At 70.0% G+C, this 18,662-nt stretch carries 20 protein-coding genes; 7 read left to right on the forward strand and 13 right to left on the reverse strand.

What is annotated here, in order from left to right; genetic code table 11:
- Positions 1 to 4 precede the first annotated feature (4 nt).
- The 6 genes from NE236_RS17345 to glmU all read right to left on the reverse strand — a co-directional run bounded on the left by NE236_RS17345 (position 5) and on the right by glmU (position 6,582).
- Positions 5 to 775: a 3'(2'),5'-bisphosphate nucleotidase CysQ gene (locus NE236_RS17345; protein ID WP_252843032.1), complete on the reverse strand. Its 771-nt coding sequence runs from the start codon at positions 773 to 775 to the stop codon at positions 5 to 7.
- Positions 776 to 792: 17 nt separating this feature from the next.
- Positions 793 to 2,274 (reverse strand): sugar transferase, encoded by a 1,482-nt coding sequence (locus NE236_RS17350; RefSeq protein ID WP_252843033.1) that lies wholly within the window; start codon positions 2,272 to 2,274, stop codon positions 793 to 795.
- Positions 2,275 to 2,539: 265 nt separating this feature from the next.
- Positions 2,540 to 3,127 carry an aminoacyl-tRNA hydrolase gene (pth, locus tag NE236_RS17355; RefSeq protein WP_252843034.1) on the reverse strand — a complete coding sequence of 196 codons (588 nt, stop codon included), beginning with the start codon at positions 3,125 to 3,127 and terminating at the stop codon, positions 2,540 to 2,542.
- Positions 3,128 to 3,330: 203 nt separating this feature from the next.
- Positions 3,331 to 3,957, reverse strand: coding sequence for a 50S ribosomal protein L25/general stress protein Ctc (locus tag NE236_RS17360; protein WP_252843035.1), 627 nt, complete (start codon positions 3,955 to 3,957; stop codon positions 3,331 to 3,333).
- Between the two features lie 182 nt (positions 3,958 to 4,139).
- Positions 4,140 to 5,120, reverse strand: a complete 981-nt coding sequence (locus NE236_RS17365) for a ribose-phosphate diphosphokinase (protein ID WP_308209111.1) — start codon at positions 5,118 to 5,120, stop codon at positions 4,140 to 4,142.
- A 13-nt stretch (positions 5,121 to 5,133) separates the two neighbouring features.
- Positions 5,134 to 6,582 carry a bifunctional UDP-N-acetylglucosamine diphosphorylase/glucosamine-1-phosphate N-acetyltransferase GlmU gene (glmU, locus tag NE236_RS17370; RefSeq protein ID WP_252843036.1) on the reverse strand — a complete coding sequence of 483 codons (1,449 nt, stop codon included), beginning with the start codon at positions 6,580 to 6,582 and terminating at the stop codon, positions 5,134 to 5,136.
- Positions 6,583 to 7,226: 644 nt separating this feature from the next.
- Here glmU and NE236_RS17375 point away from each other — a divergent pair.
- From NE236_RS17375 to NE236_RS17385, 3 genes are all read left to right on the forward strand, one after another.
- Entirely contained in the window at positions 7,227 to 8,168 is a 942-nt protein-coding gene (locus NE236_RS17375; RefSeq protein ID WP_252843037.1) for an acyl-CoA desaturase, read from the forward strand.
- Between the two features lie 105 nt (positions 8,169 to 8,273).
- Positions 8,274 to 9,017 carry a TetR/AcrR family transcriptional regulator gene (locus NE236_RS17380; RefSeq protein WP_252843128.1) on the forward strand — a complete coding sequence of 248 codons (744 nt, stop codon included), beginning with the start codon at positions 8,274 to 8,276 and terminating at the stop codon, positions 9,015 to 9,017.
- Positions 9,018 to 9,152: 135 nt separating this feature from the next.
- Positions 9,153 to 9,461, forward strand: a complete 309-nt coding sequence (locus tag NE236_RS17385; protein WP_252843038.1) for a hypothetical protein — start codon at positions 9,153 to 9,155, stop codon at positions 9,459 to 9,461.
- 61 nt (positions 9,462 to 9,522) lie between these two features.
- On the opposite strand, the gene NE236_RS17390 is transcribed toward NE236_RS17385, so the two are convergent.
- Positions 9,523 to 9,897 (reverse strand): VOC family protein, encoded by a 375-nt coding sequence (locus tag NE236_RS17390; RefSeq protein WP_252843039.1) that lies wholly within the window; start codon positions 9,895 to 9,897, stop codon positions 9,523 to 9,525.
- 120 nt (positions 9,898 to 10,017) lie between these two features.
- Here NE236_RS17390 and NE236_RS17395 point away from each other — a divergent pair, with 120 nt between their 5' ends.
- Together NE236_RS17395 and NE236_RS17400 are read left to right on the forward strand one after the other, a co-directional pair.
- Positions 10,018 to 10,518, forward strand: a complete 501-nt coding sequence (locus NE236_RS17395; RefSeq protein ID WP_252843040.1) for a MarR family winged helix-turn-helix transcriptional regulator — start codon at positions 10,018 to 10,020, stop codon at positions 10,516 to 10,518.
- A gap of 190 nt (positions 10,519 to 10,708) precedes the next feature.
- Positions 10,709 to 11,875, forward strand: coding sequence for an RNA-guided endonuclease InsQ/TnpB family protein (locus tag NE236_RS17400; protein WP_252843041.1), 1,167 nt, complete (start codon positions 10,709 to 10,711; stop codon positions 11,873 to 11,875).
- Positions 11,876 to 11,968: 93 nt separating this feature from the next.
- Here NE236_RS17400 and NE236_RS17405 read toward each other — a convergent pair whose 3' ends face one another.
- The 3 genes from NE236_RS17405 to NE236_RS17415 form a co-directional block, all read right to left on the reverse strand.
- Positions 11,969 to 12,514 carry a DUF488 domain-containing protein gene (locus tag NE236_RS17405; protein WP_252843042.1) on the reverse strand — a complete coding sequence of 182 codons (546 nt, stop codon included), beginning with the start codon at positions 12,512 to 12,514 and terminating at the stop codon, positions 11,969 to 11,971.
- The gene (locus NE236_RS17410; protein ID WP_252843043.1) at positions 12,514 to 13,629 is read right to left on the reverse strand and encodes an amidase; all 1,116 of its coding nucleotides are present in this window, start codon (positions 13,627 to 13,629) and stop codon (positions 12,514 to 12,516) included. The genes NE236_RS17405 and NE236_RS17410 overlap by 1 nt, the downstream gene beginning before the upstream one ends.
- 147 nt (positions 13,630 to 13,776) lie before the next feature.
- Positions 13,777 to 15,510, reverse strand: a complete 1,734-nt coding sequence (locus NE236_RS17415; protein WP_252843044.1) for an ABC-F family ATP-binding cassette domain-containing protein — start codon at positions 15,508 to 15,510, stop codon at positions 13,777 to 13,779.
- A 95-nt stretch (positions 15,511 to 15,605) separates the two neighbouring features.
- Between NE236_RS17415 and NE236_RS17420 the strand changes: the two genes are divergently transcribed.
- Complete coding sequence (locus tag NE236_RS17420; RefSeq protein ID WP_252843045.1) at positions 15,606 to 15,866, forward strand: hypothetical protein; 261 nt, start codon at positions 15,606 to 15,608, stop codon at positions 15,864 to 15,866.
- A complete protein-coding gene (locus NE236_RS17425; protein WP_252843046.1) occupies positions 15,863 to 16,261 on the forward strand; it encodes a type II toxin-antitoxin system VapC family toxin in 399 nt (132 codons plus the stop codon). Before NE236_RS17420 ends, NE236_RS17425 begins: the two co-directional genes overlap by 4 nt.
- A 71-nt stretch (positions 16,262 to 16,332) precedes the next feature.
- Here the strand turns inward: NE236_RS17425 and NE236_RS17430 are convergent, their stop codons facing one another.
- The 3 genes from NE236_RS17430 to NE236_RS17440 form a co-directional block, all read right to left on the reverse strand.
- Positions 16,333 to 17,271: a WD40 repeat domain-containing protein gene (locus NE236_RS17430; RefSeq protein ID WP_252843047.1), complete on the reverse strand. Its 939-nt coding sequence runs from the start codon at positions 17,269 to 17,271 to the stop codon at positions 16,333 to 16,335.
- Positions 17,272 to 17,688: 417 nt separating this feature from the next.
- A complete protein-coding gene (locus NE236_RS17435) occupies positions 17,689 to 18,135 on the reverse strand; it encodes an ATP-binding protein (protein WP_252843048.1) in 447 nt (148 codons plus the stop codon).
- Positions 18,136 to 18,194: 59 nt separating this feature from the next.
- The gene (locus NE236_RS17440) at positions 18,195 to 18,500 is read right to left on the reverse strand and encodes a hypothetical protein (protein WP_252843049.1); all 306 of its coding nucleotides are present in this window, start codon (positions 18,498 to 18,500) and stop codon (positions 18,195 to 18,197) included.
- Positions 18,501 to 18,662 lie beyond the last annotated feature (162 nt).

Raw genomic sequence — 18,662 nt, forward strand, 5'->3', positions numbered from 1 at the left:
TCGCTTACGAGACCGCCCGGATACCGGCGAGCAGCGTCGGCGCCAGATCCGGGTGGCAGACCAGGATATCCGGGAGAAGGGTGTCCTCATTGTTGTAGGTCAGCGGTGTCCCGTCGATACGGGACGCGTGGGCGCCCGCGGCGAGGGCGACGGCCACCGGCGCGGCGGAGTCCCATTCGTACTGGCCGCCCGCGTGGACGTACGCGTCGACGTCGCCCAGGATCACCGCGGCGACCTTCGCACCGGCCGATCCGATCGGGACGAGCCGGACGTTCGCGTCGAGGTCGTCGACGAGCCGATCGAGGAACGCCGGTGGGCGGCTGCGGCTCGCGGTGACGCGGATGTGCGACGGATCATGTAGCGGGCGCAGCGACGGCGGCTCCGCGGTGGAGAGGGTCCGCCCCTGGGCGGGCAGGGCGACGGCGCCGGCGCTGAGCCGCCTGGTGCCGTCCGCGGTCCGCTCCCAGAGGGCGACGTGGACGGCCCAGTCGGCCCGCCCCTCCTCGCCGTACTCGCGGGTGCCGTCGAGCGGGTCGACGATCCACAGGCGGTCCGCGTCGAGGCGGGCGAGGTCGTCCTTGCCCTCCTCGCTGAGAACCGCGTCGCCGGGACGCTGCCGGGCGAGCGCCTCGGTCAGGTACAGGTGCGCCTCGCGGTCACCGGTGTCCCGCAGTGTGCGGATGTCGGCGAAGCCGGATTCGGCGCGCAGGCGGAGGAGGAGCGCTCCCGCCTCGGTGGCCAGATCCCGGGCGAGTGCGTGGTCGTCGTGGGTCACGTACTTCTCTCTACACGTCAGTAGGCGCCGGAGCCGTGGAGCACGGCGGCCCAGGTCTTCCACAGGATCTGCAAGTCGAGGGTCAAGGACCAGTTCTCGACGTAACGCAGATCGAGGCGTACGGATTCCTCCCAGGTCAGATCGGCCCGGCCGCTCACCTGCCACAGGCCGGTCATGCCCGGCCGTACGACGAGGCGGCGGCGCACGTCGTCACCGTACTGCGCGACCTCTTCGGGGAGCGGCGGGCGAGGGCCGACCAGCGACATGTCGCCCCACACCACGTTGAACAGCTGAGGCAGCTCGTCGAGGGAGTACCGGCGCAGCCAGGCACCGATCCGGGTGACCCGCGGATCATTCTTGATCTTGAAAAGGACGCCGTCGTGGTCGTTGAACCTCAGCAGCTCGGCCTTGCGCCGCTCGGCGTCGACGACCATCGTGCGGAACTTCAGCACCGTGAACTCGCGGCCGTCGCGGCCGACCCGGACCTGACGGAACAGCGCCGGGCCATGGCTCTCCAGCCGGATGGCGATCGCGATGGCGGCCAGCAGCGGCCACAGGACGATCAGTGCCGCGACGCCGACGGTGCGGTCGAACGCACTCTTGATGAGCCTGCGGACGCCGGTCAGCTCCGGGTGTTCGACGTGCAGGAGCGGCAGCCCGGCGACGGGACGGATGGAGGTGCGCGGGCCGGCGACCTCCATGAGCGCGGGGGCGACGACGAGGTCGACGTCGTCCTTCTCCAGTTGCCAGGCCAGGCGGCGCAGGGCCACGCCGTCCAGCTCGGGACAGGCGAGGACGGCGACGGTGTCGGCGTGCACCGCCTCGACGGTGCCGGCGATCCCGGCGAAGTCACCGGCGACTCGTACGCCCTCGATCTCGCGGACCGCGTCGTCTCCGGAGGCGAGCATCGGCGGGACGCAGGCGGCGACGATCTCCATGCCGTGGTGGGTCTCGCGGCGCAGCTGCCGCACCAGGTCGGCCACTGCCGCCCGGTGACCGGCCGCCACGACGCGGCGCATGCACGCGCCGGCCTTCCGCCGGTGGTGCAGCCTCTTGCGCAGCTGGTAGCGCCCGGCCAGCCCGAGCGTCGTCGTGAGGGGCAGCGCCGCGACGACGTATCCGCGGGCGACGTCCACCTTGGTGGCGTACGCGGCGATCGCCACGGTGGCGGTCAGCGAGAACCCGGCCTGGATGACGCGGCGGAACTCCTCCGAGCCGACGCCGAAGAGCCGCTGCTCGTACGCGCGCGCCATGCCGAGCACGCCGGTCCACACGAACGGGAGGCAGAGGCTGAGGCCGATGTAGGGAGTGCTCCACGGGTCCCCGAACGAGGGGTAACGGAACCGCGCGACGAAGGCGACCAGACCCGCGAGCAGCGCGACGAGGAAATCGACGCAGAAGGCCTGACGGGCATAACCGGAGGCCCATGCCTCGGCCTGCGAACGGCTGCTGCTGTGGGCGGCCTGGGCTTCGGGCCACGCCTTTCCGACGACCGCCATCTCACCCCTCGCCGAGGTAACACAGGACTCTGCTGGAGCAGGACGCCCAATGACCACCCAAGGTTCACACGTTTCGGCGTTTAACGCCCTTCGCGTCACAACGGTGACGCTGCGTGCCGAAATATGATCTTTCAGGCGACAACCGCCGGGGAGAACGCCGCCTTGCCCGGATGCGAACACCTGGCACGATAGAGACCCAGAGCGAACAGAGGGGCGGAAAACACGTAATCACCCGCCACTGTCGGCCGTGAGGTAACGAAGTCTTCTAAGCGGTGTGAAATACGTTCTGCGCGCGCTCGAGGCCGTCGGTGATGAGCGTCTCCGTGGCGTCGGCGGCACGCTCGGCGTTCAGGTCGAGCTCCTTGCGCTCGGCCGCGGAGAAGTCGCGCAGCACGAACATGGCGGCGTCCATGCGGCCGGGCGGCCGGCCGATGCCGAACCTGACCCGCGGGTAGTCGCGCCCGCCGAGCGCCTTGGTGATGGAACGCAGTCCGTTGTGCCCGTTGTCGCCCCCGCCGCGCTTCAGGCGGAGCGTGCCGTACGGGATGTCGAGTTCGTCGTGGACGACGATCACACGTTCGAGCGGCACCTTGTAGAAGTCGCGCAGGGCCTTCACGGGGCCGCCGGACTCGTTCATGTACGACCGGGGCTTGGCGAGGACCACCCGAACCCCGGCGAGACGGCCCTCGACGACGTCGGCGCGTGCCTTGTGCGCCTTGAACCGGCCGCCCATCCTCGCGGCCAGCACGTCCAGGACCATGAAGCCGGCGTTGTGCCGGTTGCCGGCGTACTCGGGGCCCGGGTTGCCGAGCCCCACGACGAGCCAGGGAGCGTCCCCGCTCACGTCCGCCATCACCGACCACCCTCCGGCACATCAGAGCCCGCGCGGGGACCGCCGGGCCTGTCCGACGCCCATTCCGCACGGGCTCTCCGCGCCCCCGTCCGGGGGCGCTCACACTCTCAGGAACGACGGGGCACCGAGCGGCCGACGCCGCACCAGGACCCCGAGCAGGCGGCCGGACGTCGCAGAGCGAGTCCAGCGCCTGGACGGCGCTGTTACTCCTCGCCGCCCTGCTCCGCAGGCTCGGCCTCGGCGGCGGGCGCCTCGACCTCACCGGTGGTCGCCGCCTCGATCTGCTCGGCCGTCGGGGCCGCCACCACGTGCAGCACCAGCGCGTCCTCGTCGGCGCCGAGGGTGGAGCCCTCCGGCAGCTTGAGGTCCTTGGCGAGGATCTGAGTGCCGACCTGCAGGCCCTCGACGTCGACCTCGACCGCCTCGGGGAGGTGGGTGGCCTCGGCCTCGAGGGCCACCTGCACGAGCTGCTGGTCGAGCATGCCGCCCGGCGCCACCTCGCCCTTGACCTGCACCGGGACCTCAACGGTGACCTTCTCGCCGCTCTTGACGACGAGCAGGTCGACGTGCTCGAGGAAGCCCTTGAGCGGGTCGCGCTGGACGTCCTTCGGCAGCGCGAGCTCGGCGCCGCCCTCGAGACCCTCCACGCGCAGCAGCACGTTGGCGGTCTTCAGGGCGAGCATCAGCTCATGGCCGGGCAGGGTGATGTGCTTCGGGTCGGTGCCGTGACCGTACAGAACGGCGGGCACCTGGCCGGCCCTGCGAGCGCGCCGTGCGGGGCCCTTACCGAATTCGGTGCGGGGCTCGGCGGCAATGCGTACCTCGGACACGGCGAAAACTCCTCGCTGAAATGAAGCTTGTCAGTACAAAGTCGACGCGCGTGACGCCGAAGATCATCGGTGCTCGTCGCGGCCGGGCTCAGAGTGAGCGAGCCCTATGGCGCAGCGTCGGACGCACACGGTCTCCCAAGTTTAGCCGATCGGCGTTCCGGTTCGTGCCGAGGGTCGGAATCTCAGCTGTGACCGCCGAAGAGGCTGGTCACGGAGCCGTCGCTGAACACCTCACTGATGGCGCGGGCCAGCAGCGGAGCGATCGACAGCACGGTCAGCTTGTCGAACCGCTTGTTGTCCGGGATCGGCAAGGTGCTCGTGAGGACGACCTCGGAGATCCGGGAGTTCTTCAGCCGGTCGACGGCGGGCCCGGAGAGCACGCCGTGCGTCGCGGCCACCACGACGCGTTCGGCACCCTCCTCGAACAGCGCCTCGGACGCCTTCACGATCGTGCCACCGGTGTCGATCATGTCGTCGACGACGACACAGGTGCGGCCGGCGACCTCGCCGACGACGTCGAAGACCTTCACCTCGTTCGCGACCTCGGGGTCGCGCCGCTTGTGAATGATCGCCATCGGGCAGCCGCCGAGCTCGTCGCTCCAGCGCTCCGCGACGCGCACGCGTCCGGCGTCCGGGGCGACCACCGTCACCTGCGCGGTGTCGAGCTTGGACCGGATGTGCTCCGTGAGCAGCGGCAGGGCGAACAAGTGGTCCACCGGACCGTTGAAGAAGCCCTGGATCTGCGCGGTGTGCAGGTCGACCACCATGAGCCGGTCCGCCCCGGCGGTCTTGAACAGATCCGCCATCAGGCGGGCGGAGATCGGCTCACGGCCGCGGTGCTTCTTGTCCTGCCGCGCGTATCCGAAGAACGGCGCGACCACGGTGATCCGCTTGGCCGACGCGCGCTTGAGCGCGTCGACCATGATCAGCTGCTCCATGATCCACTGGTTGATCGGCGCGGTGTGGCTCTGCAGCACGAACGCGTCAGAACCGCGCACCGACTCGTTGAACCGCACGAACGTCTCACCGTTCGCGAAGTCGTACGCCGACGTGGGCGTCGGCTCGACGCCGAGAGCGTCGGCCACCTCTTCGGCCAGCTCGGGGTATGCCCGGCCGGAGAAGAGCATCAGCTTCTTCTCGCCCGTCGCCTTGATCCCTGTCACCCGTACAGTCCCCCTACTCGCTGTCCTGGCCGTCCCGCTCGCGGGCGCGCCGGGCCGCCTCCGCCGAGGGGGTGCCTTCGCGCTTGCGCTCGACCCACCCCTCGACGTTGCGCTGCCGGGCGCGGGCGACCGCCATGGCACCGGGCGGCACGTCATCCGTGATCACCGAACCGGCCGCGGTGTACGCGCCATCGCCGATCGTGACGGGAGCGACGATCATGTTGTCGCTCCCGACCTTGACGTGGTCGCCGACGACGCTGCGGCTCTTGGTCACGCCGTCGTAGTTGACGAAGACGCACGCGGCGCCGATGTTGGAGCCCGCACCGATCTCCGCGTCGCCGACGTAGGTCAGGTGCGGAACCTTGCTGCCCGCGCCGACGACGGCGTTCTTCGTCTCCACGTACGTGCCGATCTTGGCCTTGCGGCCCAGCCTCGTGCCCGGCCGCAGGTAGGCGAAGGGACCGACGTTCACCTCCGGCCCGATCTCGGCGGAGACGCACACGGCGTTGACGACGACGGCGTCCTCCCCGACCGAGGTGTCGGTCAGCGTGGAGTTCGGGCCGATCCGCGCGCCCGCCGCCACGTGGGTGGCGCCGCGCAGCTGGGTGTTGGGCTCGATGATCACGTCGGGCTCGAGCGTCACCTGCACGTCGATCCACGTGGACACCGGGTCGACGATCGTGACGCCGGCGCGCATGTGCTCCTCGAGCACGCGGTCGTTCAGCTGCCGCCGCGCCTGGGCGAGCTGGACCCGGTCGTTGACGCCCTGGGTCTCGATCCAGTCGGCCGCCTTGTACGCGCCGGCCCGGTGACCGTCTCCCCGGAGGATCGCGACGACATCGGTGAGGTACTCCTCGCCGCTGGCGTTGTCGGTGGTCACCCGGCCCAGCGCGTCCGTCAGGAGCTTGCCGTCGAAGGCGTACATGCCGACGTTGATCTCATGGATGGCGCGCTGGTCCGGTCCCGCGTCCTTGTGCTCGACGATCGCGGCGACCTCGCCGCCGGGACCGCGCACGATCCGGCCGTACCCGGTCGGGTCGGGGATGTCGGTGCTCAGGACGGTGACGGCGTTGCCCTCGGCGTCATGCGTGCGGACGAGCTCGGCCAGCGTCTCGCCCCGCAGGAGCGGGTGGTCGCCGTTGGTGACGATGACGGTGCCGGTCAGCGCACCGACCGCCTCGAGGACGACCCGCACCGCGTGGCCGGTGCCGTTCTGCTCTTCCTGGGTCACGGCGACCGCGTCCGGGGCGACCTCCGCGAGGTGCTCGACGACCTTGTCCCGGCCGTGCCCGACGACGACCACGACGCGCTCGGGCCGCAGGTCGCGGGCGGCGGCGAGGACGTGCCCCACCAGGCTGCGCCCGCCCAGCTCGTGCAGGACCTTCGGGGTGCTGCGGGATTTCATCCGGGTGCCCTCGCCCGCGGCGAGGACGATGACGGCTGCGGGGCGGCTCATGGTCACGCGACCACCTCACCGGACGGCTCGGTGGTGCGGGTGTGACATGGCATCGCCCGATGGCTCGCTCCGCTCACTGGAGGAGGCTCCTCGGCGTCGCTGACAGGTTCGAGCCGGGCCGCGGACGTCTGGGAGGACCTCCGGCGAGGGTGCCGACCTGCGAAGAGATGGGGTCGCAAGCCCGTAACCCGCCCGACACCCGAAGGATACCGCCCGCATCGCGGCCCCGCGTGCCCCGGTCGGGGCCGCGGGCCGGTGGACCCGAGGTCACCGCGCCCGTTCGGGACGGTGGAACGCCCGGGGAATTGGGCTCCGGCGTCTGGACTCGAACCAGAAATAAAGGGACCAAAACCCTCCGTGATGCCGATTTCACCACGCCGGATAGCGACGGCGGCACCCGCCGCCGATCACCCCTAACGATAGCGGCTGCCCCGTCGGGTGGCGCGCCGGTTTTGATCGCCCCGCGGAGGCGGCGCCGCGCGATCGAGATCTCTACGTCGCGGGCGAGGAGCCGAGTGGCGACCTGCCACCCGGCGGCCCCCATGTGACCGACACCACATGTTCGCGGGAATCCTGCCGGGTATCTTCTAACCTACGCCGCCGTAGGTTACGGTTGCGTAGCCGTAAGTTTCCTGGACAGGAGGACCCCTATGACCGTAGCCCCGTCCGCGCCACCTCGACCGGAGGTCCGGCCCGATCTCGAAGCGGAGCCCAAGGGCAATTTCGAACGTGTCCTGCTGGCCGTCTTCATCGCGGTCCCGCTCCTCGCCGTCGTCGCGGCCGTGCCGTTCGTCTGGGGCTGGGGTCTCGGCTGGTCCGATGTGGCGATCACCGTCCTCATGTACACGATCTCGGGAATGGGGGTGACCGTCGGCTACCACCGGCACTTCACCCACAGTTCCTTCAAGGCCAAGCGTCCGCTGCGCATCGCGCTGGCCCTCGCCGGCAGCCTCTCGATCGAGATGAGCCCGATCGACTGGGTGGCCACGCACCGCCGCCACCACAAATACTCCGACAAGGAGGGCGACCCGCACTCGCCGTGGCGCTTCGGCAGTGACTGGAAGGCGCTCACCAAGGGCCTGATCTGGGCGCACATGGGCTGGCTGTTCGACGCGGGCCGCACCTCGCCGGCGAAGTTCTGCCCCGACCTGGTGGCCGACAAGGACATCCGCCGCATCAGCAGGTTCTTCCTCCCCCTCGTCGCGTTCTCCCTGCTGTTCCCGGCGCTGCTCGGCGGGCTGCTCACCATGTCGTGGTGGGGCGCGCTGACCGCCTTCTTCTGGGGCTCGCTGGTCCGCATCTCGCTGCTGCACCACGTCACCTGGTCCATCAACTCGATCTGCCACGCGATGGGCGACGAGGTCTTCGAGTCGCGGGACAAGTCCCGCAACGTGTGGTGGCTGGCGATCCCGTCCTTCGGCGAGTCCTGGCACAACCTGCACCACGCCGACCCGACCTGCGCCCGGCACGGTGTGCTGAAAGGCCAGATCGACATCAGCGCACGGGCCATCTGGCTGTTCGAGAAGCTGGGCTGGGTGTCCAACGTTCGCTGGCCGAACGCGCAACGCCTGGACGCAAAACGGATATCGTAAGCGAAACTAACAGTCTCACACGGCGCCGCCTGCGGTCGGGAGTCCAGGGCCGCCAGGGAAGAGCAGGTAGTGAGCGTAGCCAACGATTCGGCCGCTATCGCAACAATTGAGGACGTGAACGAACCCCCACGGTCACGCCGGAAGCGCATGACCGGAAAAGAAAGACGCGAGCAGCTGCTCGACATCGGCCGGACACTCTTCGCCGAACGCGGATTCGACGGCACCTCCATCGAGGAGATCGCCAGCGTGGCGGGAGTGTCCAAGCCGGTGGTCTACGAGCACTTCGGTGGCAAGGAAGGGCTGTACGCGGTCGTCGTCGACCGCGAGATGGCGCGGCTGCTCGACCTGGTCACCAGGGCCCTGGGCGGCGGGCATCCGCGCCAGCAGATCGAACGCGCGGCCCTCGCTCTCCTCGAGTACATCGAGGACAGCAGCGAGGGCTTCCGCATCCTGGTCCGCGACTCGCACGCCGCCTCGGCCACGGGAACCTTCGCCAGCCTGCTCAGCGACATCGCGGGCCAGGTCGAGCACATCCTCGGGGACGAGTTCAAGGAGAAGGGCTTCGACCCCAAGTCGGCTCCCCTCTACGCCCAGGCGCTCATCGGGATGGTCGCCATGACCGGCACCTACTGGCTGGACGTGCGCAAGCCCAAGCGCGAGGAGGTCGCCGCCCACCTGGTGAACCTCGCGTGGAACGGCCTGTCCGGGCTGGAGCCGAAGCCGTACCTGACGACGGACCACAAGGCCCGCCAGAAGGACCTGAAGGCGAAGGCGAAGGAAGCGGCCAAGGAGGCCAAGGAGCAGGCCCGCGCGGCCCGCCGCAACGGTGCCGACCCGGCATCACTCTGACCCTCCGTAGCCGTTCTGTCACACCCGGCCCCTACCGTCGTACGCGACAAGCGACGATGACGGGCTCTCACCCGGCGCGGGTCCGAGTCCCCGCCGGGCGATGATCTGCCGTCGGGCGGATCCAGGAGGTGGGCAGTGCGATACCGATCCGGCGACTCCGACCAGGGGCGCATCGGCCGACGGCTTTCGAGCGGAGAGAGGGAGCGCGCCGACGTTCCGCGGCGAGCGCGCCGCACGGCCGACACGCGGGGCGATGCCTGCGCGACGCGGCTCACCGAGAGCCTCGATGACGCCGTCCTGGCGCTCGACGCCCAGCCGGCCGGTTTCGAGGACGCGGCCCGCAAGGCGGAGCACGTCGAGGAGCTGCGGCGGATCCTCGGCATCCTGCTCGACGTACTGGCCGACTGGGAGATGCTCGCCGACCGGGAGGCGCGCGGCCCGTGACACCGGCTCCCCGGCGATGACGCGGCCCTCGCCGCGGCGAGGCCCCGGCAGACGGCAGAGTTCAGACCGTCTCCACCGGCTGAAGGAATTCCAGGCGGTTCCCGGCGGGGTCATCGACGTAGAAGCGCCGGTATCCGGGCAGCAGGTCGTCGGGCAGCACCCGATGCCCGGCCGCCCGGAGCCGGCCGGCGAGCGCGTCCAGGTCCCGAACGAGGATTCCCGGGTGGGCCTTTCTCGCGGGCCGGAAGCCGTCCTCGGCACCGATGTGGATCTCGACACCCGGTGCCCGGAACCACACTCCCCCGCGCGCGGCCAGGGCCGCCGGCTTGGGCACCTCGGCGAGGCCGAGTGCGCCGGCGTAGAAGTCCCGCATCACGGGCTCCGCGCCGGGGGGCGCGGCGAGCTGCACGTGGTGCACTCCGATCAGGAGGCACATGACTCGCTCCCTCCCGCTGCGGGACCGGGGCGGCGACGCCCGGGTCCCCTGTTTCTTGACATCAAGACGGATGGTCCCGGCGTGGATATCTCGATGTCAAGACAGGTAAGGTGATCGATTGTGGAGGACGAGGTAGACCGGCTGGTCGAGGCCTGGCACGCGGAGCGCCCGGACCTCGACGTCGAGCCCCTGCACGTCCTCAGCCGGGTGTCCCGGCTCGCCCGGCACCTCGACCGCGCCCGGCGGGCGGTGTTCGTCGCGCACGGCATGGAGTCCTGGGAGTTCGACGTGCTGACCGCGCTGCGGCGCGCCGGCCCGCCGTACGAACTGAGTCCCGGCCGGCTGCTCCGCGCCACCCTCGTCACCTCCGGCACGATGACCAACCGGATCGACCGGCTCGAGTCGACCGGCCTCGTCCGCCGGAGCCCCGACCCGCAGGACAAGCGCGGCGTCCTGGTCCGGCTGACCGACGCGGGCCGCACCCGGGTCGACGCGGCCTTCGCCGACCTCGTCGACCGCGAACGCGAGCTGCTGGGCTCCCTGAGCCCCGGGGACCGTCGCACGCTGGCGAGCCTCCTGCGCTCCCTGCTGGTCCCCTTCGACACCGACCCGGCCGCCTGACCGACCACGCCGCTCCCTCTTCGCCTCGCCGCACCTGCGGCCGCAGTCCACGGGTCCGCTCCGCAGGCTACGGGTCCGCTCCGCAGGTCACGCCCGGCTCAGAGGACCCGGCTCTTGCCGTTCCGGCAGGCCATCGCCTCACAGCCCACCAGGCGCAACATCACGTAAAGCAATGCAATAATCACTGGCCGTGAAGATTGTGGTGCAGGTCAAGCTCACCCCAGATGCCGTGCAGGCATCGGCGCTTGACCGCACGCTGCCCGCGATCAACGAGGCCGCCACCCGGGTGTCGGCCGTCGCTTTCGAGCACTTCGGTCTGCGGGCGTCCGTTCGTGAGCTGCGGAAGCCGTGTTACGGGGAGCTGAAGGCCCAAGGGTTCGGGGCCCAAGCCGCGCAGCACATCATCAAGCGGGTGGTGGACTCCTACACCGCGCTGCGGGCCAACATCCGGGCCGGGAACCTGGGCGGCCCTGACTCCACGCGGCGTCGTAAGGCCACCTCCAAGCCGATCGTCTTCCGCCCTGATGCCGCGCACACCTATGACGACCGGAACCTGTCGTGGAACTACGACGCCCAGACCGTCTCGATCTGGACCCTGGACGGCAGGATCAAGAACATCCGCTTCGTCTGCTCCCCAGGCGCGCTCAAGCAGCTGATCGAGCACCGCAAGGGCGAATCGGACCTGGTTCACCGGGACGGCAAGTGGTTTCTGGTCGCCACCCTCGATGTTGTCGAGCCGGAGGTGTTCGCACCAAGAGACTGGATCGGGGTGGACCGGGGCATCGTCAACCTGGCCACCACCAGCGACGGAGACAACCACCAAGGCCGCCGCCTGACCCGGTACCGGCGCTGGCAGGCCCGCAAACGCGCCGAAATCCAGGCCAAACGCACCCGCTCGGCAAAACAGCTCCTCAAGAAACGCGCCCGCCGCGAAGCCCGGCACGCCGCTCATGTGAACCACACGATCGCCAAACAAGTCGTTGCTGTCGCCGCACGCACCGAACGCGGTATCGCCATCGAAGAACTCGGCGGCATCCGCGAGCGGGTCACGGTTTCCCGCGACCAGCGAGCACGACTATCGTCCTGGCCCTTCCACCAACTCGGCTCCTTCCTGGAGTACAAGGCGCGCCGTGCCGGTGTGCCGTTCATCGAGGTGGATCCGGCCTACACGTCCCAAAGATGCCCCGTACCGTGGTGCGGGCATACCGAGAGGGCCAACCGGCCTGATCGGGATCGGTTCTGTTGTCGCCGGTGCGGCTTCGCTGGGCCCGCCGACGTCGTCGCCGGGATCAACGTGCGCCAACGCGCACGCTCGGCGTGGGTATTCGTCAACATGCCCAACCCCGCGCCCACATAGGGGCGGGCAGATGTGACCCCGGACACGACAGCCAGCCGCGCACGGGGAGCATGAACAACGCCCTCACGGACCGAGCCAGCAAGCTCGGTCCTTTCAGGACCGCGTAGTTGACATGAGCGGTTCCTGGCCGCCGTCGTAGACGAGGAGCCCGTCGTCACGGACGCGGGCGCCCGGTGCCGGAGTGTGCGGCACGAGCCGTCCCTCGTGCATGAGGTGATCCACCGGCACGCCCCTGACCAGCACGAGGTAGTCGGCGATCAACCGCCGATGGCAGCGCCACCACAGGCTCTCACTGCACATCACGACCTGGCGGCGGTCCTCCCGCAAAAGCTCGTCGACGGCCGCGCCGAACTCCGCGGTGCGCATGTGGGCGGCGTACCCGCGGAACATCTCCTCCCGCCAGAAGACGTCGGGCGAGTCGGCGGGCGGCCGCCGGAAGCCACCGAGACGTTTGTCCCACCGGTACGCGACCCCGCGCTCGGGCAGCCATCGCTCCAGCTCGTGCCGCGCGACATGCGGATTGCGGCGGCTTCCGGGCGCCGTACGCACGTCGACCAGCAACGCGACGCCCGCGCTCCCCAACAGCTCGGCGATCCGGTCCTGCGACGCGGTGCCGTGCCCGAAAGTGAGGACGGCCATCAGCGCAGGGCCGCCTCGATCACCGCGCCGACGGCCAGCAGCCGCTCCTCGCCCCCCATCGGCCCGACGAGTTGCAGCGACGCGGGCGGCTCCGCGCCGCCGACCGGCACGGGCAGCGCCAGCGCCGGGTGGCCGGACAGATTGAACGGCAGGGTCAGCTCGGTGAGGTCGACCGCGCGCTCGGCACCGATCAGGGGCGGCGGCTGCGAGATGGTGGGCAGCGCGAGCACGGCGTGGCGTTCGAGGAACTTGTCGAGAAGATCGCGCGTCGCCGCCCGGGTCGCGTACGCCTCGTCGAGCATCCCGTCGGTGACCCGCTCACCGCGCTCGATGCGCCGCCGGATGCGGGCGCTCATGCGATCCGGGTAGGCCAGCAGGCGGCGATGCGCGCGGTAGCCCTCGCCGAGGATCAGCGTGTTTCCGGCGGACAGGGCCGCTCCCCAGCCGTCGAAGGGCTCGTCGACGAACGCCAGGCCGGCCGCGCCCAGCGCCGCGTCGACCGCGGCGTCAAAGGCCGGATCGACGGCCACGCCGACCGGACGCAGCCGCCCGACGACGCCACCGGCCCCGTACGAATCCGGCGTGAAACCGGGCTCGATCAGCCGCATGCCCAGCGCGACCGCCGCGACGTCACGGCCGAGCGGCCCCACGGTGTCCAGCGACGGTGCGAACGGGAAGACGCCCTCCAGCGGCACCCGGCCGTGGGTCGTCTTCAGGCCGGCGACTCCGCAGCAGGCCGCCGGGATGCGGACCGATCCGCCCGTGTCGGTGCCGAGCGCGACATCGGCCTCGCCCGTCGCCACGGCCACCGCGGAGCCACCCGACGAACCGCCCGGCACCCGCCGCGGATCCAGCGGGTTCACCGGGACGCCCGTCCAGGGGTTGATGCCGTCGGCGGCCCGGCACAGCTCGGTGAGGTTCGTCTTGCCGACGATGCGGGCCCCCTGCGCGCGGGCGGCGGCGACGCACGCGGCGTCCGCCTCGGCCGGTGCGGCCCGGTCCCCGATGACGGGGCAGCCCGCCGTCGTCGGCAGTCCCGCCACGTCGATGGCGTCCTTGACGGCGAGCCGCGGCCCGTCTCCGGGCGCCTCGATCCGGAGCAGCCACGTCGTCACCGCAGGTCCCGCCCGCTCGCCATCGTCACAGGACCATCTTGCCGTCCCCACCGCCGATCTGACAGTCCCGTGCGGGGCCGCCTCAGGCCAGTGCGGCGGCGCCTCCGGGCGGTTCCTCGCCTCCGGCGGGCCGCGTACGGTCCGCGCCTACGCCTCGTCCGCGAGGACGAGCCACTGCTCCTCGATCTCCTCGCGCTCGGCGCGCACCGCCTTCAACTCCGCGTCGAGTTCGAGCAGCTTCTCGTGGTCGGTGGCGTGCGTGGCCATCAGCTCGTGCACGTCCGCCTCACGGTCGCCGAGCTTCTCGATCCGGCGTTCCAGCCGGTCGAGCTCCTTCTTGGCCTGCCAGGAGTTCTTGGCCGGCTTCGGCTCCGCGGCCCGTACGGGCTGTGGTTCCGGCGTCGAACGCCGCCGGCGGTCGAGGTACTCGTCGACTCCTCCGGGCAGCAGCAACAGACGGCCGTCACCCACCAGGGCCAGGACGCGGTCGCTGACCCGCTCCAGGAAGTACCGGTCGTGGCTGACCAGTACCAGTGAACCCGGCCATCCGTCGAGCAGGTCCTCCAGCTCGGTCAGCATCTCGATGTCGAGGTCGTTGGTCGGCTCGTCGAGGAAGAGGACGTTCGGCTCTGCCATCAACAGCCGCAGCAGCTGCAGGCGCCGTCGCTCGCCACCGGACAGGTCGCCCACCGGGGTCCACTGGGCGTCACCACGGAACCCGAACCGCTCCAGCATCTGGCTGGCCGAGAACTCACGCTTCCCGATGCTGATGCGGCGTTTGATCTCCTCGACCGACTCGAGGACGCGACGAGCCGGGTCGAGCTCGCCCAGCTCCTGCGACAGGTGCGCGAGCTGCACGGTCTTGCCTCGGATCACCCGCCCGGCGGACGGCGCGACGGTGCCCTCCAGGAGGCGCAGCAGGGTGGACTTCCCACTGCCGTTGACGCCGACGAGGCCGACCCGGTCACCGGGACCGAGCTGCCACGTCAGGTGCTCGAAGAGCGTACGGTCACCGACCCGGACGGTGACGTCCTCGACGTCGTACACGGTCTTGCCGAGTCGCGAGGTCGCGAACCGGACCAGCTCCACGGCGTCACGGGCCGGCGGCTCGTCGGCGATCAGCGCGTTCGCCGCGTCGACGCGGAACTTCGGCTTGGTCGAACGCGCCTGCGGGCCCCGGCGGAGCCAGGCCAGCTCCTTGCGGAGGAGGTTCTGCCGCTTCTCCTCGGTGGAGGCGGCGATGCGGGCCCGCTCGGCCTTGGCCAGGACGTACGCGGAGTAGCCGCCCTCGTACCGGTGCACCTGCCCGTCGGCCACCTCCCACGTGCGCTCGGTCACCGCGTCCAGGAACCACCGGTCGTGCGTGACGACGATGAGCGTCCGGTCCTTCAGGTGCCCCGCCAGCCAGGCGATCGCCTCGATGTCGAGATGGTTGGTGGGCTCGTCCAACACCAGGAGATCGGTCTCGGGAACGAGCAGCCGGGCCAGCGCCACACGACGCCGCTCACCGCCGGACATCCCCTCGATCGGAGTGTCCACGGAGATGCCGGGCAGCAGCCCGGCCAGGATCTCGCGGGCCCGCGCATCCCCGGCCCACTCGTGCTCCGCCCGTTCCCCGAGCACGACCGAGCGCACGGTCGCACCTTCGGGGAACTCATCCCGCTGCGTGAGGAACCCGAGGCGCAGGCCCCGCGTATGCGTGACCCGCCCGCCGTCGGGTGCGACACGGCCGGCGAGCAGGGAGACGAGCGTGCTCTTCCCCCCGCCGTTGCGGCCGACCACACCGATCCGGTCACCGGCGGACACACCGAGGGAGACATCGTCGAGCAGGGGAACCGGCCCGTACGCCTTGCCGAGGCCTTCAACATTGATCAGATTCACAACGCCACCAAGGGTAGTGGCTCCTCCAGCACGGCCCGGCGCACTCGCGCCTCGAAACCGTGCGGCCACGGACCGTATGCATTTAGAATGCATGCATGAGCGTCGCTCTTCAGATCCGTGATGTTCCCGAGGACGTCCGAGATCTCCTCACCGAGATGGCTCGGATGCGGGGGCAGTCACTGCAGGCCTACCTGCTGCAGCTGATCAAGGCAGAGGCCCGCAGGTCACGCAATGCGGCCATGCTCGCCCGCTTCGAGGGCCGCGACGACGGATACGCGGCGTCACCCGGGGAGGCCGCCGCAGACGTCGCAGACATGCGTGTGGCGCGCGAGGCACGTCTGACGGACAAAGCGTGATCGTCATCGACGCGTCTGTCCTGATCGACGCCCTTACCGCGGACGGCCCCGAAGGGCAGGCGGCCCGCAAAGCAGCGAACGTCGACTCCAGCTGGGCGGCACCGGCTCATCTGATCACAGAAGTGAGCTCTGGGATCCGAGGACGGCTGCTCGGTTCCAAGATCAGCCGTCCCCGCGCGGAGGAAGCGATCAGAGTGCTCGCCGAGCTCGAGATCGAACTTGCTGACGTACGAACGCTCCTTCCCCGCATCTGGGAACTACGGGGAAATCTGACCACGTATGACGCGGCCTATGTAGCGCTCGCGGAAACATACGACTGCCCCCTGATCACTCAGGACGCCCGACTCTCCAACGCGCCCGGGGCTCGTTGCGAGATTCAGGTCGTCGGCGCCTGACTCACAAGGCTCAGGGGCCGCTCTACTCGCGAAGGGCGCCCTGCCCCAGCCGCTGATCACTGGCGCCCCGCTCAGCGCCGTTGGTGCAGCCGGTACAGCAAGGTCTGTGGCCCGGCGAGGACGGCCGCCAGGGTGCTGTCGCGGGTGAAGGCGACCTGCCAGCCGTGGATGTAACTGTCACTGCGGTACGGCGGGGCGATCTCCTTGCCGGTCACCAGGTCCACCCACTGGACGTCTTGTCCGGAGGTCGCGACCACCGTTCGACCATCGGGGCTGAGACCGGCCACACCCCATCCGGGGAATGAGCCGGCGCCCGGCACGGCCGACAGGGAGGTGGAGCGCTCGCCCGCGGCGATGTCCCAGATCCCGCCGCCATCATCAATGGCCAGCGGGCGGCCGGCGGGATCGAAACTCAGCCCCACGACCTGGGCCGACTCGCCCTGCCTGCTGTGGGGGATGACGAACGTATGCGACCGGGTCCGATCCGGCACCCGCCACAGCTGCATGGTGAGCTGGTCGTCTTCACCGCCGCCGCAGGCCAGGGTCGTTCCGTCGGGGCTGAAGGCGGCGAAGTCGGTGCGGTCAGCGACGCGCAGCGTGGCGATTCTGCGGCGGTGGGCCATCTCCCAGAGCCAGAGGCGGTTATCTCCACTCGCGACGGCCAAGAGGCGCCCGTCGGGACTGAAGGTGACCCAGCCGCTGCCGGGGAGATCGGTTCGATGGCCGGTGGCCAGGTCCCACAGATGGGTGGGAGGGCGCGTGTCGGCACCGCTGCCGCAGGTCAGCGTTCGGCCGTCGGGGCTGAACGCGAGGCACACGATCATCCAGCTGCCCTGGAACGTCCGCACCTCGTTACGGCTCCCGACGTCCCACAGGCGGACGGTCCCCGAGTCGTACCCGACCGCGAGAGTCCGGCCGTCCGGGCTGAACGCCACGGCTTTCGCCAGGTCCTGGTCCGTCGTGTCACCGAACCCGGCGGTGGGAGGGGACAGCGCCGCAACGAGGCTCACCGCTGCGCCGGCGCGATGTTTCGCGGGGTGACGCCGTCCTCGGAGCAACAATGCCGCGGTCGACCCACCGGCGAGGGAGAGGGCCGCCGCTCCCCCAAGGATCAGCGCACTCCGCCGGCTTGGGGTCCGGGCGGTCGAGGCCGACTCGCCCCCCGACAATCCGGGTGGGGTGACCAATCGCTCATTCCTTCCCAGCGCTCAAGGTGGGCGATCGTGGCGCGCAGGTCCTTTTCTACCGGAACGACACCTGCGGTGCCGACAGCGGCAGTCAGAGGAGCGTGACGCCGAGGAGGGGACCGGCGGCAGGGGCGTACGGTCGCGAATCTGCCCGATTCGTTCGGGGCTGCGGCGATAGCGCCGCAAGACTCAGTCGCTCAGCATCCATCCCGCGAGATCGCCTCCAACCCGACCAGCGTGTTATCCAGCCAGGCCACGAGGTAGCTGCCCATGCCCTGCTGCCGGTTGGTCGAAGAAAACGAATTCGGCGCGTACGGTCTTGCCGGTCGCGGTGGGGTGGATGGTGACGCGGGTGAGTTCTTCAGCGATCCACAGCCCGAAGTGGCCGACCTCGCCGGGGAGGTCCTGGACTGGCAGGTCAGGGGAAGCATCGGCGACGTCGAGGATGACGGTGGGCTCGGGCTCGGTCCGGACCGTGACGGTGAGGGTGACCGGGGCGTCTCCGTGGGCGATGGCGTTGGTGACCAGTTCGCTGGTGACGAGGATGGCGTCCTCGATCAGGTCGGTGTCCCAGCCGATCAGGACGGTGCCGACCAGGGCGCGAGCGGTGACGACGGCGGCGGGGTCCTCGTCCAGACGGCAGGTCCACTGCCGCTGCGGGGCCTGGGCGTCGTTCTCGGCGAACATGACGTGACCTCCATGACGTGAAGGCCATAACGGCCGGGCCGGCCGCTACAGCGGGGGTGTCAACGGCTCGGACAGCCGAGAACCTGGATGATGCGGGCGGCCGCGATGTCAGGGTTCTCGACGTGGGCGATGCGGGTGCCGAAGGACCAGCGGAACCACCACAGCCCCGCCTGGTCGGGGCCTACGGTGATGTCGTCGTTCAACGGCGGAGCGGACGGGTTCACCACCCGCACTAACCCGGCCCCTCCTGGCGAGGCGATGACCCGCGCGTACCACCCGGCCCCTCGCAGCCGCTCCGCGAGCCCTTCCAAGTGGTGGATACCGTCGCCGGAGATCTCTGTATCGATGTGTGTTGATGCGGCCATGGGCGTTCACTCCTCCAAGAAACTGCCTCGCGAATCCGAATCTTTCTCAATAGCAACCGACATCCGACAGGGGCATATGTCCCGTCATTTACTCTCGGCGGATATCTAGGTATGGATGTACGATTTGCTACCTTGATCAGCCATGCAGATCGCGAACTTCTC

The organism is Actinoallomurus purpureus, assembly GCF_024055795.1.
In the GTDB taxonomy this organism is placed as follows: Bacteria; Actinomycetota; Actinomycetes; order Streptosporangiales; family Streptosporangiaceae; genus Actinoallomurus; species Actinoallomurus purpureus.

Excerpts from the sequence above, each read along its gene's own strand:
- pth (WP_252843034.1), bottom strand. The coding sequence starts at position 3,127 with ATGGCGGACGTGAGCGGGGACGCTCCCTGGCTCGTCGTGGGGCTCGGC.
- NE236_RS17420 (WP_252843045.1), top strand. The coding sequence starts at position 15,606 with ATGAGCGTCGCTCTTCAGATCCGTGATGTTCCCGAGGACGTCCGAGAT.
- NE236_RS17405 (WP_252843042.1), bottom strand. The coding sequence starts at position 12,514 with ATGGCCGTCCTCACTTTCGGGCACGGCACCGCGTCGCAGGACCGGATC.
- NE236_RS17350 (WP_252843033.1), bottom strand. The coding sequence starts at position 2,274 with ATGGCGGTCGTCGGAAAGGCGTGGCCCGAAGCCCAGGCCGCCCACAGC.
- NE236_RS17390 (WP_252843039.1), bottom strand. The coding sequence starts at position 9,897 with ATGTGCCTCCTGATCGGAGTGCACCACGTGCAGCTCGCCGCGCCCCCC.
- NE236_RS17440 (WP_252843049.1), bottom strand. The coding sequence starts at position 18,500 with ATGGCCGCATCAACACACATCGATACAGAGATCTCCGGCGACGGTATC.
- NE236_RS17375 (WP_252843037.1), top strand. The coding sequence starts at position 7,227 with ATGACCGTAGCCCCGTCCGCGCCACCTCGACCGGAGGTCCGGCCCGAT.
- NE236_RS17435 (WP_252843048.1), bottom strand. The coding sequence starts at position 18,135 with ATGTTCGCCGAGAACGACGCCCAGGCCCCGCAGCGGCAGTGGACCTGC.